We start from the raw sequence: 15740 nt of genomic DNA, 5'->3' as shown, positions 1-15740 counted from the left end.
CCCGGCCTGCGGGCGGCGGCCGGGGCTGGCTACGGTGGCCCCGCCGGTGACCGTGCCGCCGCCCCGTCCCCGATCACCATCGGAGTGCCCCGTGCGTGAGATCGCCGTCTTCGCAGGCAGCTCCCACCCCCAGCTCGCCGCCGAGCTGTGCGCCCAGCTGGGCGTCCCGCTCCAGCCGGTCCGCACCACCCGCTTCGCCAACGACTGCCTCGAGGTGCAGCTGCAGGCCAACTGCCGCGAGCGCGACGTCTACCTGGTGCAGTCGCTGGCCACGCCGGTACAGGAGAACCTGGTCGAGCTGCTGCTGATGATCGACGCGGCCCGGGGTGCCTCGGCCGCCCGGATCACCGTGGTCCTGCCGCACTACGCCTACGCCCGGTCGGACAAGAAGGACGCCCCGCGGATCTCCATCGGCGGGCGGCTGGTCGCCGACCTGATGGTGGCCGCCGGGGCGAGCCGCGTGCTGGCGATGACGCTGCACTCGCCGCAGGTGCACGGGTTCTTCAGCGTGCCCGTCGACCACCTGCACGCCCTGCGCGAGCTGGCCGACCACTTCCGCACCCTCGACCTGTCGCGCACCACCGTGGTCTCCCCCGACCTGGGCAACGCCAAGGAGGCGGCGGCCTTCGCCCGCCGGCTCGGCGTGCCGGTGGCCGCCGGGGCCAAGCAGCGCTACGCCGACGACCGGGTGCAGATCAACGCGGTCATCGGCGACGTCGCCGACCGGGACGTGATCGTGCTCGACGACGAGATCGCCAAGGGCAGCACGGTGCTGGAGCTCATCGACCGGCTCCGCGACGCCGGCGCCCGGTCGATCCGGGTGGCCTGCACGCACGGGCTGTTCGCCGCCGGCGCGCTGGAGCGGATCGGCGCCCAGCCCGACGTGCTGGAACTCGTCTGCACCAACACGGTGCCCGCCCCGGCGGAGGACCCCACGGGGAAGCTGACGGTGCTCTCGGTGGCCCCGGCCCTCGCCCAGGCGGTGCGGCGGATCCACGACGGCGAGTCGGTCAGCGCGCTGTTCGACGTCCTCCCGACCGCCTGAGACGGACGCCGGGACGCCGACAGCCGCCGTCCGGGGGCCGGACGGCGGCTGTCGGGAGGTGCTGCTCGGGGCTGGCCCGTGGCGGCTACTGGTCGTAGCGGCGGCGGAAGCGCTCCTCGAGCCGGTTCTTCATCGGCTGGCGCCGGGCCTTGCCGACCCGACTGGAGCCACCCGGGCCGGGGCGGCCACCGGTGACGGGGCCGGCCTCGACCGCGCCGGTGGCGGCCTTGTAGTTGAGCAGGCCCAGCGCGGCCCCGCCGAAGGCGATCAGGAAGCCCAGGACACCGACGACCACCTGGGCCACCGCGGCCGAGGGGATCGCGACGCCGGCCACGACGAGGGCCAGGCCGACGACGACGAGCAGGACGCCCAGCTGCAGCTTGCGCCGGGCCTTCTGTCGCCGGTCTCCGGTACGGACCGTCGAGGCGAACTTGGGATCGTCGTCGACGAGGGCGCGCTCGATCTGCTCCAGCAGACGCTGCTCGTGCTCCGAGAGCGGCACGTCGACCTCCAGGTGCGCAGTGCGATCAGCCACCGGCGGCAGTCCGCCCGTGGAACTCCGAGGATACGAGGCGTTGGCGGACTGCGAAAGGTGAGTTGCCTGCGACACACCCGTGCGGGCTGTTCTCCTTCGCACAGGGCCGACACGCCCGGCCCGGGAACTCCTCACCGCGCCGCCCCGGGACGGCGTCCGGCCGCGCCCGGACCGCTCCCCGGGAGCTGCCCGCGCACCCCCGGCCCGGTGCCCGGGGTGCGCCCGCGGCCCAGCAGCGTGGCCGGCCGGACCGCACCGGCGCCGAAGCGGCGGGCGGCGGCGTCGGCGGCCAGCTCGGCGTCCCGGCGGCCGTGCTCGCGGGCGCCGAGCTCGAGCTGGCGGGCGGTGGCGTCAGCCTCGACCAGCCCCTCGGCGCGCACGCCGACCAGCCGGATCCGGGCCCGGTCCAGGCCGAGGGCGTCGAACAGCGCGCGGGCGGTGTCGTAGAGCTCCTGGCCGACGTCGGTGGGGACCTTCAGGGTGCGGGAGCGGGTGATGGTGGTGAAGTCGGCGAAGCGGACCTTGATGCTCACCGTGCGGGTCAGGTGACCGGTGGAGCGCAGCCGCCCCGCCGTGCGCTCGGCCAGGTGCAGCAGCTCGCGGTGGACCACCTGCGGGTCGTCGACGTCGGTGCCGAAGGTCTCCTCAGCCCCGGTCGAACGGTCGGGCTCGTCGGGCACCACGCGGCGCGGGTCGCGGCCCCAGGAAAGCTCGTGCAGGTGCGCCCCGGCGGCGGCGCCCACCGCGCGCTGCAGGGTGCGCGCCGGCACGTGCGCCAGGTCGCCGACGGTGCGCAGCCCCAGCCGCAGCAGCACCTCCTCGGTCTTGGGGCCCACGCCCCACAGCGCGCCGACCGGCAGCGGGTGCAGGAAGTCCATGACCTCGGCCGGGCGCACCACCAGCAGCCCGTCGGGCTTGGAGCGGGTGGAGGCGAGCTTGGCCACGAACTTGCTGCCGGCCACCCCGACCGAGCAGGTGATGCCCTGCTCGTCGAAGACCCGGGCCCGGATGTGCTCGCCGATGGCCACCGGGTCGCCCAGCCGCCGTCCGGAGCCGGAGACGTCGAGGAACGCCTCGTCCAGGCTCAGCGGCTCCACCAGCGGGGTGATGGTGCGGAACAGCGCCATCACCGACCGGGAGACCTCGGTGTAGAGCGCGAGGTCGCCCGGCAGCACGGTGGCCGTCGGGCACAGCCGCAGCGCCCGGGAGGTGGGCATCGCGCTGTGCACCCCGTACGCCCGCGCCTCGTAGGTGGCCGAGGTGACCACGCCCCGGTTGCCCACGCCGCCGACGATGACCGGTGTGCCGGCCAGCTCGGGGTGGCGGCGCACCTCGACGCTGGCGAAGAACGCGTCCATGTCGACGTGCAGCACCGTGCAGCCGGCAGCGCGATCGGACACCGGACACCCCTCTCCGCGCCGTGCCGGCTTCCCCCGGCACGGCGCCCCTCCCGACGACCGTCCCCACGGCCGTCGAACACCTGTTCGAGAGGCTAGCCGGTCACGCCCGGTCCTCCCGCACCGACAGGCGCAGCGGGTCCGTGTCGAGACCGCCTCGTGACCGGGCCGCCCGCCGCGAGGACGCCGGGCGCCGCCCCTCCCGCCCGGGACGGCGTCCGGAGCAGGGCACGGACACCCCCACCCGCGATCGGTCGTGCACGACCCGTCCCGCCCGGGTCGATGTGTGCCGGGTGGACCGCTGCGGTAGGAAGTGCCCGACGGCCGCCTCCCGGCGACCGACACCAGCGACGAGCGGAGCAGCCCATGGCACTCGACGACGACGACATGACCACCACCGAGGGCCCGGCCGACTCCGGCGCCGGCGAGGGCACCCCGGGTCAGCACGACGGCGGCGCCGACGGTGGCGCCGAGGGCCCGGCCGACTCCGGTGCCGGCGGCGGCACCCCCGGCCAGCAGGACGGCGGCGCGGACGGCGGTGCCGATGGTGGCGCCGACGGCGGTGCCGACGGCGGTGCCGACGGTGGCGCCGACGGCGGTGCCGACGGCGGTGCCGATGGTGGCGCCGACGGTGGCGCCGAGGGCCCGCTCGACTCCGGTGCCGGCGGCGGCACCCCGGGCCAGCACGACGGTGGCGCGGACGGCTCGGCCTGACCGTGCCCGACCCCGACCTGCAGGACCGGGCGCCGTCCTCCGCGGAGGACGGCGCCCGTCCGGCGCTGCGCCGCTGCATCCGCGTGGACCCGCAGGTCTTCGCCGACGAGCACTGGTCCCGCCGGCCGCTGCTGTCCACCGCGGCGGAGCTGGGCGGCACCTTCACCGACCTGCTCGACCTGGACGCCGTCGACGAGCTGCTGAGCACCCGCGGCCTGCGCACGCCGTTCCTGCGGATCGCCAAGGACGGCGCGGTCGTCGACGCCAAGCGCTTCACGAGCCCGCAGGGCGCCGGCGCCGAGATCGGCGACCAGGTGTCCTCCGACGCGGTGCTCCGGCTCTTCGCCGAGGGCAGCACCGTGGTCCTGCAGGGTCTGCACCGGCTGTGGCCGCCGCTGATCGCCTTCGCGAACCAGCTGGCCGCCGACCTCGGGCACCCCACGCAGGTCAACGCCTACATCACCCCGCCGTCCTCGCGCGGGTTCTCCCCTCACTATGACGTCCACGACGTCTTCGTGCTGCAGGTGGCCGGCGAGAAGCACTGGACGATCCACGAGCCGGTGCTCACCGACCCGCTGCGCACCCACCCGTGGACCGACCGCCCCGACGAGGTCGCCGCCGCCGCGCAGCGGCCGCCGGTGATCGACACGGTGCTGCGCCCCGGTGACGCCCTCTACCTGCCGCGCGGCTACATCCACTCCGCCGTCGCGCTCGGCGAGATCAGCGCCCACCTGACCATCGGCGTGCACCCGGTCACCCGGTGGGGCGCGGTCGAGTCGGCGCTGGACCTGGTGCGCGTGCTCGCCGCCGAGGACCCGGCGCTGCGCAGCTCGCTCCCGCTGGGCGTCGACCTGTCCGACCCGTCGGCCACCACCGAGGACGTCGCCGCGGTGCTGGCCGGTCTGCAGCGTTGGATCGCCGACGTCGACCCGGCTGCGGTCGCGGACTCCCTGCGGTCCCGCGCCTGGGCCCAGGTGCGCCCGGCCCCGGTGCAGCCGCTCGCGCAGTCCGCCGCGCTCGCCGCCCTGGACGCCGGCACCGTGCTGCGGGTGCGCCCGCTGCTGCGGGTCCAGCTGCGCGAGCCGGCCGCGGGGCGGGTGGCCCTGGTCGCCGGCCGCCGCACCCACGACCTGCCGGCCGACACGCACCCCGCGCTGGCCGCGCTGCTGGCCGCCGGTGAGCTCAAGGTCGGCGACCTGCCCGGCCTGGACGCCGCCGACCAGCTCACGCTGGCGCGCCGGCTGGTCACCCAGGCGATCGCCGTCGTGCCCGACGCGCACGCGCACCGGGACCTCGGCGCGACGGCGCATCATGGGGACAGTGACGACCGCACCGGAGCCTGAGACCACGGGCGCCGACCCCCAGTTCTGCCAGGACACCGGAGAGCCCACGCCGCCGCGCTCCACCCCGGCGGGGCGGCTGGACGAGGCGCGCTGCTCGGTGCAGGCGCTGCTGCGCGGCGACTCCCCCGTGGCCACCGCGCCGCCGGCCCGCCGCTGGCTGCTGGTCGAACAGCCCGGGCCGTGGGGGCGGGACGCACTGCTGGAGTCCCGCTTCGACCGGCAGGTGGCCTCCCGGCTGGCGACCCGGGCCCGCGAGCTGGGCATGCGGATCCAGATGGTGCGCCGCCCCGGCGAGCGGCTGTCGGACTCGGGCATGCGCTGGGCGGTGGCCGACACCACCGCGGGCGTGGAGACGGTGCACTGGTCGACCCGCGCCTCGGACGCCGAGCTGCTGGAGCTGCCCTGGGACGGGTCGGTCGGCGAGGCGAGCACGCTGCCCACCTACCTGGTCTGCACGCACGGCGCGCACGACGCCTGCTGCGCGGTGCGGGGCCGGCCGCTGGCCCGGGCGCTGCCGTTGAGCGGGGCACCGGTCGACGTCTGGGAGACCAGCCACCTCGGCGGTGACCGGTTCGCCGCCAACGTCGTCGTCCTGCCGTGGGGGTTCGTCTACGGCCAGGTGCCGCAGGACGGCGCCGGTCTGGTGGCCGCGCACGCGGCCGGGGAGGTCGCGCTGCCGTGGCTGCGCGGCAAGGCCGGGCTGTCGCCGGCGGCGCAGGCCGCGCAGCACCACGCCCGCGGCGAGCTCGGGCTGCTCGGCGTCGCCGACCTGCCGCCGCGGCAGGTGCGCACGCTGGACTCACCGGGCGCCGGCACCGAGTGCTTCGAGGTGACGCTGACCGGACCGGACGGCGACGTCGTGGTCACCGTGGAGAGCCGGCTGTCCGAGCAGGCCCAGCGACTGACCTGCGCCGCCGCCCGCCCGGGCCGCTGGCGCACCTGGCACCCGCTGTCGCTGCAGGTCGCGGCCCGCGCCTGAGTCAGCGCAGCGCGCGGCCCCGGGCGGCGAGCAGCGGGATGTCGAGCTCGGCCGGGGTGAGCGAGCCGTGGAAGGCGCGCAGCCCGCCGGCGTGCGGCTCGGCCACGGAGTCCAGCAGCGCCCAGCTGCCGCGCGCCAGGGCGAGCACGTCACCGACCCGGTCGGCCACTGCTGCGTCGACGTCGCCGAACAGCCCGGCCTCGAACGCCTCGGCCCGGCCCACCACCCACGCCCGGTCGCCGAGCACCGCACGCCAGGTGGCCAGGACGTCGTCCGCGGCGCCGGGCTCGGCGTGCACGTAGCGGGCCCGCGGCTCGCCGGTGAGCAGCCGGACGCCGTCGCCCAGCTCGGCGACCGTGCTGGTGTCCAGCCGGGTGTCGTCGGGGACGTCGACCATCCCGTGGTCGGCGGTGACCAGCAGGACGGCGTCCTCGGGCAGGCCCGCGACGAGCTGCTCGACGAGCCGGTCGACCTGCCCGAGCTGCGCCCGCCAGGCGACCGAGCCGACGCCGCGGACGTGCCCGGTGAGGTCGAGGTCGGCGGTGTAGCCGTAGACCAGGCTGCGGTCGCCCTCGGCCAGCGCGGCGAGCATGCCGGCGACCAGGTCACCGGCGCTGACGGCGGGCACGTACTCCGCACCCCGGTAGGCGGCGCGGGTGAGCCCGGAGGTCGCGAAGGCGTGCGGACCGACCACGCTGCAGGTCACGCCCGCGGCGGCGACCTGCTCGAACACGGTGGGCCGGGCCTGCCACTGCAGCGGGTCGGGGTCGTCGCGCCACTGCACGTGGTTGAGCGTGCGGCCGGCGCCGGGCACCTCGGTGACGAAGCCGAGCACGCCGTGGCTGCCCGGCGGCAGGCCGGTGCCCAGCGTGGTGAGGCTGACCGGCGTGGTGCTCGGGAACGGCGCGGACAGCACGCCGGCCGGGGCGTCGAGCGCCGTGAGCACCGGGGCCTCGGCGGGGTGACCGGCGACCAGCTGCGCGCCGAGCCCGTCGACCAGCAGGACGGCGACCCGGCGGGCCCCCGCGAGCGCGGTGGCCAGGCCCAGGGGGTCGGCCGGGAGCCCGCCGCGGGAGACCGGCACGCCCAGGACGGCGGCGGCACCGGGCAGGACGTCGGCCAGCGTGGCGACGCCGTGGGCGGGGACGGCGAGGCCGGCCGGCAGGCTCATCCGGCGGCGGGCCGGGTGGCCAGCACGTGCAGGCCGGTGGCGACGTCGCGGTAGGGCGAGACCTCGGCCAGCGCCAGCTCGAGGGTGCGCAGCGCGGCCTGGTCGGCGCCGCTGGAGGCCCCGAGCAGGTCGGCGACCACCGACACCCCGCGCCACTCCCCCGGCTCCAGCCCGGCGGCGGTGAGCAGCGAGAGCAGCTCGTCGGGGCTGAACCGGCGGCGGGCCGGGCCGGACCGGGCGGGCGCCGGGTCACGGTCGGCGAGCAGGGCGCGCGCCTCGACCGGGTGCCCGCCGACGGCCCGGGCCAGCACGGCCCCGGCCCGGTTGGCGGAGGCGATGGACAGCCGGCCGCCCGGGCGGAGCACCCCGGCGATCTGCTGCAGCGTGCTGGCGGGGTCGTCGACCACCTCGAGCACGAAGTGGCACAGCACCAGGTCGAACGGCTCGCCCTCGGGCAGGGCGGTGACCATCCGGTCGCCGTCGCCCTGGATGCCGCGCACCTGCTCGCCGGCGCCGGCGGCCGCGGCCCGGCGGTGCAGCGTGGCCAGGGCGTCGGCGCTGGGGTCGACGACGGTCAGCTGGTGGCCGAGCTGGGCCAGCGGGACGGCGAACATGCCGCTGCCGCCGCCCAGGTCGAGCACGCGCAGCGGTGGGCCGGCGGTCACCAGGGGGTCGAGGGCGGCCCAGATCGCCGCCGTCCGGGCCGGAGCCTGCGCTGCGACGGCGGGAGGGTTCGACACCCCGGGGAGCCTAGTGCCGACCCGGCCGGGCAGCAGCGTCCCGTGGCGGGACCCCGCCGTCCGCCGGGAGGCTCGTCGCCTCCGCCCGGCCGGACCCTCGACGTGGCCACGGACGCAGGTCGGCCTCTGGACGAGACCGGCCGGAGCGGCGAGGGTGGGCAGATGGTGCGGCGTGTGGCGGTCCTGTCCGACGTGCACGGGGTGCTGCCGGTGCTGGAGGCGGTGCTCGCCGAGCCGGACGTCGCCGCGGCGGACCTGGTGGTGGTCACCGGTGACCACGCGGCGGGGCCGCAGCCGGTCGAGGTGCTGGACCGGCTGTCGTCGCTGGGCGAGCAGGCGCTGCTGGTGCGTGGCAACGCCGACCGGGAGCTGGTCGCGCTGGCCGGTGGGGCCGACGTCGACGTCCCCGACCCGGTGAGCAGGTGGGCGGCGGCACAGCTGCGCCCCGACCAGGTCGAGCTGCTCGCCGGGCTGCCGCACCCGGTGACCCTGGACGTCGAGGGCTTTGGGCCCACGGTCTTCTGCCACGGCACGCCCCGGGACGACGAGGAGGTGGTGCTGGTGGACACCCGGCTGGACAGGTGGGCCGAGGTGTTCGCCGAGCTGCCGGCGGAGGTGGCGACGGTCGTCTGCGGCCACACCCACATGCCGTTCGTGCGGCTGGTCGACCGGCGGCTGGTGGTGAACCCGGGCAGCGTCGGGATGCCCTACGGCCGAGCGGGCGGGCACTGGGCGCTGCTGGCCGACGGCGCCGTCACCCTGCACCGGACGCCGGTCGACGTGGACGCCGCGGTCGCCCGGGTGGTCGCCGAGTCCGGGTACCCGGACCGCCAGGAGTGGGCCGACTACTTCCTCCGCTCGGCGGCCAGCGACGCCGAGGCGCTCACCGTCTTCGCCCCCCGCGACGGCCGCTGAACTCGGACGCGCTGTACTTCCACAGCCCAGAACGGCCGAGCCCTGGGCCGTGGAGGCACAGCGCCTCGGGCCGGACCTGCCGGCGCGTCGTCAGCGCACGCGTTCGACCCGGTCCGGCGGCCGGCGACGTCGGCGCCAGCTGCGGCGCCCCTCCCGGGTGAGCGGGAGCCCGGTGTCTGCCAGCCGCCACTGGGAGGCGGTGACCCTGCCGTCCGGGTCGGCCCAGTCCAGCCGCTCAACCGGCCGCCGGAGCTGGGCGAGCAGCCAGTCGGCGGTCCAGGCCGCGAACTCCTCCGGTGCCGCGGTCAGGCCGAACACGGTGAGGCCGTCGGCTCCGTCCAGGTGGGCGTCCAGCAGATACCGGTCTCCCCACTCGCCCTCCAAGCCGGGACCACGCGGTGGATCGAACCAGTAGCCGACCTGGAGGGCGACGTCCGCAGGGAGTCCGACCAGCTGCACCGTGAGGAGCAGCGGCGTGAGGACGGTGAGGACGGACGTCTGCTCGGGCCGCAGTCCGGCGACGTCCCAGCTGGGTGCCAGCTCTCGCACCGTGGCGAGGTAGCAGGCCTCGGCGTCGTTCCGGGGCTCGGCACCGGTGAACCAGACCGGCTCATCATCCACGGGGCGGACGGTAGTGGCCGCCCGCCCCGCGAGGGTGCGGACCCCCGCGGCCCAGGACCGGTGGGGTCCTGGGCCGTGGGGGTCCAGCGCCTCAGTGGCCGGAGCTGCCGGGGCTGGAGTGCCAGAGCTTGCGGGGTGGCGCGGACGCCGCGCGGCGGACGGCGGTCGCCGCGTCGTCGCCGGCGGGCTTGATGTCGGCGTAGGGCGACATGCGGAAGCCGGTCGGGTGCACCAGCACCGGGCGCACCACCACCGGCCGCGACCCGTGCGAGGCCGCCGCCCCGCTGATCGCCTGCTCGGTGTACTCCCCCGGCGTGGCCATCAGCTCGGCGACCGCGGCCATCCCCCCGGCCTCCCACGCCTCGTGCAGCGCCGGCAGCTCCCAGGCCCCGGTGGCCCGCATCGACACCCCGCGCGGACCGGTGCGGCGCATCACCCCGCGGACCACCAGCAGCCAGGAGTGGAAGACGGTGGCGGCGTAGGGACCCTGCACGTCCTCGAAGAAGGTCGAGTCGGCGCAGCCGGTGCCGTCGTCGAGGGTCACGAACACCACCCGCCGCCCGGACCGGATCGGCGGGGTCTGGGTGGCCACCTTCACCCCCGCCACCAGCACCTCGGCGCCGCTGCGGCACTGCAGCAGCTCCGCGGCCGGCACCGCACCGAGCGCGGCCAGGAACGGCCGGTAGAAGTCGATGACGTGCCGACTGGCGTCCAGCCCCAGCACCTCGAGCTCGGCGCGGACCCGCTCGGCGTCGGTGAACTCCGGCAGCCCGGAGCTGACGAACTCCGGCCGGCCGGTGTCCTCACCGCCCTCGCCGACGTCGAACAGCCCGGGCTCGGCACCGCTCTCGGCGCCGAACAGGTCCAGCCCGAGCTGGCCGGCGCTGCTGGCCCGCGCCCCGCTGCGGCTCCACCGGTCGAGCTCGCCGATCTGCAGCAGCAGGTCGCGCCGGGTCAGCTGCTCGCGCCGCCGGGCCGGCCGCCCGCCCTCGCTGTCGCGGACCCCGAAGCCGTAGACCGAGTCGAAGCCGCCGGCCAGCACCAGCCGCTCGACCACCGGCCGGGACACCTTCGCCCGGTTCCAGAAGTCGGTCAGCGACCGGTAGGGCTGCCCTTCGGTGATCCGGGCGACCTCCTCGTCGCTGATGCCCTTCACGTCGGCCAGCGACAACCGGATGCCGTACCGCCCGGGCTCGGGCATCGCCGCGGGCATCCACGGCGGCCGCGGGGACGGAGTGGACTCGTCGAGGTCACCGTCACCGGCCCACTCCGCCTCGACCCGTTCGACCCGGTAACTGCCGGCCGAGGCGTTGACGTCGAGCCCGAGCACGGCCACCCCGAAGTTGCGCGCGTCGTCGAGGATCAGCCGCTTGGGGTACATGCCCGGGTCGTGGGTGAGCACGCCGGCCAGGAACGCCGCGGTGTGGTGGGTCTTGAGCCAGGCCGACTGGTAGGTGGGCAGGGCGAAGGCGGCCGCGTGGGCCTTGCAGAAGCCGAACGAGCCGAAGGCGACCAGCACCTCCCACACCTGCTCGACCACCGCGACGTCGAAGCCCTCCTCCAGCGCCCGCGGGGCGAACCACGCCTTGACCTCGGCGTGGGCGTCCTTCTCCCCCAGCGCCCGGCGCACCTCGTCGGCGCTGGCCAGGTCGCAGCCGGTCATCACCGACACGATCTGCAGCACCTGCTCGTGGAAGACCACCACCCCGGCGGTCTCCTCCAGCGCCGGCTGCAGCGCCGGGTGCAGGTAGACCGGGTCGCGCCAGCCGTTCCGGGCCATGAGGAACGGGGTGACCATGTCGCTCTTCACCGGGCCGGGGCGGAACAGCGAGATGTCGACGATGAGGTCCTCGAAGGTCTGTGGGCTGAACTTGCCGACCAGCTCCCGCTGCCCCGGGGACTCGATCTGGAACATGCCCAGCGTGCGGGTGCTGCGGATCAGCTCGAACGTGGTCGGGTCGTCGCGCGGGACGGCGTCGATGTCGACCTGCTCGCCGTCGACCCGGGCCACCTCGTCCATGGCGTGGGCGATCGCCGACTGCATCCGGATGCCGAGCAAGTCGAGCTTGAGCAGCCCCAGCTCCTCGACGTCGTCCTTGTCGAACTGGCTCATCGGGTAGCCGAGGTAGCTGCTCTCGACCGGGGTGCGGTCGAGCAGGGTGGCGTCGGACAGCAGCACCCCGCACGGGTGCAGCGCGATGTGCCGGGGCAGCCCGTCGAGCCGGGCGACCAGGTCGAACATCAGGTCCAGGTCGCCGCTGCCGCCACCGCGCTTGGAGCCCAGCCGGCTGGCCCGCAGCTCGGGGAGGTCGCGGAGCGCGGCGTGCACCTGGTTGGCCCGGATGTGCGGGAACGCCTTGGCCACCGCGTCGACCTCGGCCGGCGGCAGGCCGAGCGCGGCGCCGACGTCGCGGATGGCGTGCCGCACCCGGTAGGTGTCCATCATCGAGATGCAGCTGACCCGGTGCGCCCCGAACCGGTCGATCACCGCGTCGTAGACCTCCATCCGCCGGGCGGACTCCACGTCGATGTCGATGTCGGGCAGCTGGTGCCGCAGCGGGGAGAGGAACCGCTCCATCAGCAGGCCGTAGCGGATCGGGTCGACGTCGGAGATGCCGAGCAGGTAGGTGACCAGGCTGCCCGCGCCCGAGCCGCGGGCCGCCGCCCGGACCCGCAGCTCGCGGATCAGGGACACCACGTCGGCGACGGTGAGGAAGTAGGAGGGGTAGCCCAGCTGCTCGATCACCCCCAGCTCGGCCTCCAGCCGCTCGCGCACCGCGGCCGACGGGGTCATCCCCCGCCGGCCCAGCCCTGCCTCGCAGCGGGCCCGCAGCACCTGCGCCGGGCCAAGTCCGCGCTCGGCGGCGGTGGTGACCACGTCGAGCTCGGGGTAGCGCACGGTGCCGATGCCGAGGTCGTCGCGGACGTCGACGGCGCACTGCTCGGCGACCCGGGCGGTGGTCTCGAGCAGCCGGAGGGCGACGTCCCGGTCGGGGCCGGCGATGTCCTCGGCGACCTCGGCCATCTCCTTGCCCGACTTCAGGTGCCCCTCGGCGGTGCGCCGGTCGACGTGCCGCTGCCCCAGCGGCACCAGCCGGCGAGCGGCGTCGAGGACGTCGGCGGTGGGGGCGTCGAGGGCGTCGACGTAGCGGACCGCGTTGGTGAGCACCGCCGGCACGCCGGCCTCGGTGGCCAGCGCCAGCAGCGCCTGCGCCCGGGACCGGTCGCCCTGCCCGCGGTGGTGCACGAGCTCGACCACCAGCTGTCCGGGGCCGAACACCGACCGCCAGGCGGCCAGCCAGGCCCGCGCCAGGTCGGCGCGCCCGTCGGCCAGCGCCCGGCCGACCGAGGAGCCGGGCCCGAGCACCGCCAGCAGGCCGGCGGAGTGCTCGCCGGCCAGGGTCAGCGAGCCGACCGGCTCGCCGCGGGTCCCGGCGAGGTGGGTGGCGCTGGTGAGCCGGCACAGCGACCGCCACCCGGCCCCGTCCTTGGCCAGGAAGGTGACCCGGGGCAGCCGCGGGTCGACGCTGGCCCCGCCGCGCGCCGGCGCACGACGGCCGGCCGGGTGGCGCGCCCGGTGCAGGTCGGCGGAGCGGATGCGACCGGCTTCACCGGGCTCGCCGCCGGCGACCGGGTCGACGGCCAGGTCGACGCCGAACAGCGGGCGGATGCCCGCCGACCGGCAGGCGAGGGCGAACTTGACCGCGCCGTAGAGGCCGTCGCGGTCGGTGAGCGCCAGCGCCTCCATGCCGTGGTCGGCCGCCCGGGTGACCAGGTCGGCCGGGTGGTTGGCGCCGTGCCGCATCGAGTAGCCCGAGGCGACGTGCAGGTGGACGAAGGGGTCACTCACGACGCGGAGGGACGGCGGCGGCCGCCGTCCATCGACCGCAGGCGGACCGGTGCCGGCGCCGGGGCCGGCCGGCTGATCGTCGTCTCCACGACGCCGAGGAAGGTGCGTACGTCGCGGACCAGGTCGTCGGCCTCCCGCTCGGTGACCGCGTGCGAGATCCCGGCCTCGGCCGCGGCCCGCTTGGCCGCACCGGCGGCGAAGAACGCCGCCCACTCGCCCAGCTCGGGGGCGACCTCGCTGATCAGCACCCAGGCGCTGCGCGGCCGGTGCCGGCCGGCCTCGGGCCGGGTGCGGGCGGCCAGCACGGCCGCGGCGGCACGCAGGGCGGCCAGGTGCGCGGTGGCGTACCGCCAGGCGGCGTCGGGGCTGCCGGTCGCCTCGGCCAGCCCGCGGTGGGCCTGGCCGAGCAGCTGGGCGGCGGCCGACGGCAGGGCCGGGGGCAACGGGAGCTGCCCCTGCTCGGGGTCCTGCAGGACCCGGGCGGCGCCCATCAGTCGTGCGCCCGCACGAGCAGCCACTGCCCGGCCGTCGGCTCCCAGGACAGGTCGAACACCCCGGCGAAGCTCATCCGGGACCGCCCGGCCCGCGAGGCCTCCACCCGCCAGACCTGCCGGGTGGCGACCAGGTCGGCCGAGGCGCCGCGACCGGCGGGGTCGGGCTGCCACCACGGGGCGGTCTCCACCCACGAGTCGAGCAGCTCCCCCACCACGTAGCGGGTCTCACCCCGCCAGAACTGGGCCGGCCCCGTCGGCCCCTGCTCGACCTGCACCTCTTCACCGACGCGGCCACCGGCCCCGACGAGCACTCGGCTCATGACAGACTCCCCAACTCCTCGCCCCACCGGCCGGCCCGCACCCCGGCCCGGCGGGGAAGCGCATGCGGGGAAGGCATGACGGCCCGGGCCGGTGAGCGGACCCACCGGTGTTCGAACACGTGTTCGAACACGTCGAGTAGACCGGAGACGGGCCCGGGGCGTCAAGCGGGAGCGCGCGTGTCCCCGACCGTGTCGTTACAGCCACTGCACCCACCCCGCCGGGCAACTCGTTTGCGCCCGGCCCCGCCGCCGGTGTCGACTGGGCCGGTGCCCGCCCTGCCCCGTGCGCTGACGCCCCTCCGGCGCCCGGGCTACCGCTGGCTGGCCGTCTCGCTGGTGCTGACGCTGACCTCCTCGGGCCTGTACCTGCTGGCCGTCGTCTGGCAGGTGATCGAGCTCGGCGGCGGGCCGGCGGCGCTGTCCCTGGTCAGCGCCGGCACGGCCGTGGGCATGCTCCTGACCACGCTGCTCGGCGGCGCCCTGGCCGACCGGGTGCCGCAGCGGCGCCTGCTGCTGGTCGTCGCCGTCGTCGAGCTGGGCACGACGGCGGGGGTCGCCGCGCTCTCGCTGACCGGGGTCCTCCAGCTGTGGCAGCTGGCCACGGCGTCGCTGCTGCTCGGGCTGGCCCAGGGCCTGTACTACCCGGCCTACTCGGCGCTGGTGCCCGCGCTGCTGCCCGCCGACGAGCTGCTGGCGGCCAACGGGCTGGAGGGCGTCCTCCGGCCGCTGCTCACCCAGGCCGCCGGACCCGCCGCAGCCGGGGCGCTGGTCGCGGCCGCCTCGCCCGGCGCGGCGCTGCTCGTCACCGCGGTGGCCGCGCTGGGTGCGGTCCTGGCCCTGCTGCGGCTGCCGGCCACGCCGCTGCGCCGGGACCTGGGGGCCGAGGCCGCGGCCGCCGGCGGACCGGCGCGGCACCCGGTCGCCGCGCTGCTGCTCGACGTCCGGGCGGGCTTCTCCTACATGGTGGCCACCCCCTGGCTGCTGGCGACGCTGGTGTTCGCCTCGCTGCTGGTCCTGGTGGTGCTCGGCCCGTTGGAGGTGCTCACCCCCTTCGCACTGCGCGAGCAGACCGGCGGCGGCCCCTCGGAGCACGCGCTGGTGCTGGCCTCGTTCGGCATCGCCGGGGCGGTGGGCTCCCTCGCCGTCGCCTCGCGCCCGCTGCCGCGCCGCTACCTGACGCTGATGATCATGCTGTGGGGCGCCGGGTGCGCGCCGCTGGCGCTGTTCGGGGTGGCCACCGAGCTGTGGCTGTTCGTGCTCGCCGCCGCGGTCGCCGGGGCGGCGTTCCAGGGCGCCACCGTCATCTGGGGCACCCTGCTGCAGCGCCGCGTGCCCCCGGCGATGCTCGGCCGGGTGTCCAGCCTGGACTTCTTCGTCTCCCTGGCCTTCATGCCGGTGTCGATGGCGCTGGCCGGGCCGGTGAGCGGGGCCATCGGTGTCCCGGCCACCTTCCTGCTCGCCGGGCTGGTGCCCCCGGTCCTGGCCGTGGTCGCCATCGCGGCGGCCCGGCTGCGGGCCGACGAGATCGCCCACCCCCTCGACGCCCCGGCCGGGTCGGCGGCCGAGCCGGCCCTCGGTCGCACCTGAGCACGCGGGCGGTGCGGCAGGCTCCCCCG

General features: G+C 76.5%; 14 protein-coding genes. 6 read left to right on the top strand and 8 right to left on the bottom strand.

Translation table 11 applies throughout. The features are described from left to right. The first annotated feature begins 91 nt into the window (after nucleotides 1–91). On the top strand, nucleotides 92–1045 hold the full coding sequence (locus ACGBYP_RS03965) for a ribose-phosphate diphosphokinase (protein WP_411581957.1): 954 nt from the start codon (nucleotides 92–94) through the stop codon (nucleotides 1043–1045). A gap of 85 nt (nucleotides 1046–1130) precedes the next feature. Here the strand turns inward: ACGBYP_RS03965 and ACGBYP_RS03960 are convergent, their stop codons facing one another. Together ACGBYP_RS03960 and dinB are read right to left on the bottom strand one after the other, a co-directional pair. Continuing rightward, nucleotides 1131–1580, bottom strand: coding sequence for a DUF3040 domain-containing protein (locus tag ACGBYP_RS03960; protein ID WP_411581956.1), 450 nt, complete (start codon nucleotides 1578–1580; stop codon nucleotides 1131–1133). 131 nt (nucleotides 1581–1711) lie between these two features. After that, nucleotides 1712–2980, bottom strand: coding sequence for a DNA polymerase IV (dinB, locus tag ACGBYP_RS03955; protein WP_411581955.1), 1269 nt, complete (start codon nucleotides 2978–2980; stop codon nucleotides 1712–1714). Nucleotides 2981–3343: 363 nt separating this feature from the next. Between dinB and ACGBYP_RS03950 the strand changes: the two genes are divergently transcribed. From ACGBYP_RS03950 to ACGBYP_RS03940, 3 genes are read left to right on the top strand one after another with little or no spacing between them, the layout of a single operon-like run. Further along, a complete protein-coding gene (locus ACGBYP_RS03950) occupies nucleotides 3344–3691 on the top strand; it encodes a BatC protein (RefSeq protein ID WP_411581954.1) in 348 nt (115 codons plus the stop codon). A 2-nt stretch (nucleotides 3692–3693) separates the two neighbouring features. Continuing rightward, nucleotides 3694–5034 carry a cupin domain-containing protein gene (locus tag ACGBYP_RS03945; protein WP_411581953.1) on the top strand — a complete coding sequence of 447 codons (1341 nt, stop codon included), beginning with the start codon at nucleotides 3694–3696 and terminating at the stop codon, nucleotides 5032–5034. Continuing rightward, nucleotides 5003–6013, top strand: coding sequence for a sucrase ferredoxin (locus tag ACGBYP_RS03940; protein ID WP_411581952.1), 1011 nt, complete (start codon nucleotides 5003–5005; stop codon nucleotides 6011–6013). Before ACGBYP_RS03945 ends, ACGBYP_RS03940 begins: the two co-directional genes overlap by 32 nt. A 1-nt stretch (nucleotide 6014) precedes the next feature. On the opposite strand, the gene ACGBYP_RS03935 is transcribed toward ACGBYP_RS03940, so the two are convergent. Next, nucleotides 6015–7184, bottom strand: coding sequence for an alkaline phosphatase family protein (locus ACGBYP_RS03935; RefSeq protein ID WP_411581951.1), 1170 nt, complete (start codon nucleotides 7182–7184; stop codon nucleotides 6015–6017). Further along, nucleotides 7181–7924, bottom strand: coding sequence for a class I SAM-dependent methyltransferase (locus tag ACGBYP_RS03930; protein ID WP_411581950.1), 744 nt, complete (start codon nucleotides 7922–7924; stop codon nucleotides 7181–7183). The genes ACGBYP_RS03935 and ACGBYP_RS03930 overlap by 4 nt, the downstream gene beginning before the upstream one ends. A 162-nt stretch (nucleotides 7925–8086) precedes the next feature. Between ACGBYP_RS03930 and ACGBYP_RS03925 the strand changes: the two genes are divergently transcribed. Next, complete coding sequence (locus ACGBYP_RS03925) at nucleotides 8087–8839, top strand: metallophosphoesterase family protein (RefSeq protein ID WP_411581949.1); 753 nt, start codon at nucleotides 8087–8089, stop codon at nucleotides 8837–8839. 90 nt (nucleotides 8840–8929) lie between these two features. Here the strand turns inward: ACGBYP_RS03925 and ACGBYP_RS03920 are convergent, their stop codons facing one another. The 4 genes from ACGBYP_RS03920 to ACGBYP_RS03905 all read right to left on the bottom strand — a co-directional run bounded on the left by ACGBYP_RS03920 (nucleotide 8930) and on the right by ACGBYP_RS03905 (nucleotide 14124). After that, the gene (locus ACGBYP_RS03920; protein ID WP_411581948.1) at nucleotides 8930–9460 is read right to left on the bottom strand and encodes a hypothetical protein; all 531 of its coding nucleotides are present in this window, start codon (nucleotides 9458–9460) and stop codon (nucleotides 8930–8932) included. A 91-nt stretch (nucleotides 9461–9551) separates the two neighbouring features. Further along, on the bottom strand, nucleotides 9552–13310 hold the full coding sequence (locus ACGBYP_RS03915) for a DNA polymerase III subunit alpha (protein WP_411581947.1): 3759 nt from the start codon (nucleotides 13308–13310) through the stop codon (nucleotides 9552–9554). Next, nucleotides 13307–13801 carry an SAV_6107 family HEPN domain-containing protein gene (locus ACGBYP_RS03910; RefSeq protein WP_411581946.1) on the bottom strand — a complete coding sequence of 165 codons (495 nt, stop codon included), beginning with the start codon at nucleotides 13799–13801 and terminating at the stop codon, nucleotides 13307–13309. Before ACGBYP_RS03910 ends, ACGBYP_RS03915 begins: the two co-directional genes overlap by 4 nt. Further along, complete coding sequence (locus tag ACGBYP_RS03905; protein ID WP_411581945.1) at nucleotides 13801–14124, bottom strand: DUF6504 family protein; 324 nt, start codon at nucleotides 14122–14124, stop codon at nucleotides 13801–13803. The genes ACGBYP_RS03910 and ACGBYP_RS03905 overlap by 1 nt, the downstream gene beginning before the upstream one ends. Before the next feature lie 267 nt (nucleotides 14125–14391). Between ACGBYP_RS03905 and ACGBYP_RS03900 the strand changes: the two genes are divergently transcribed. Beyond that, a complete protein-coding gene (locus ACGBYP_RS03900) occupies nucleotides 14392–15711 on the top strand; it encodes an MFS transporter (RefSeq protein WP_411581944.1) in 1320 nt (439 codons plus the stop codon). The last annotated feature ends 29 nt before the right edge of the window (nucleotides 15712–15740 follow it).

It is taken from the genome of Modestobacter sp. SSW1-42, assembly GCF_046635825.1.
Lineage (GTDB): Bacteria > Actinomycetota > Actinomycetes > Mycobacteriales > Geodermatophilaceae > Modestobacter.
Note: the sequence above shows the minus strand (reverse complement) of the source record. Positions and strands in the feature narration are given on the sequence as shown.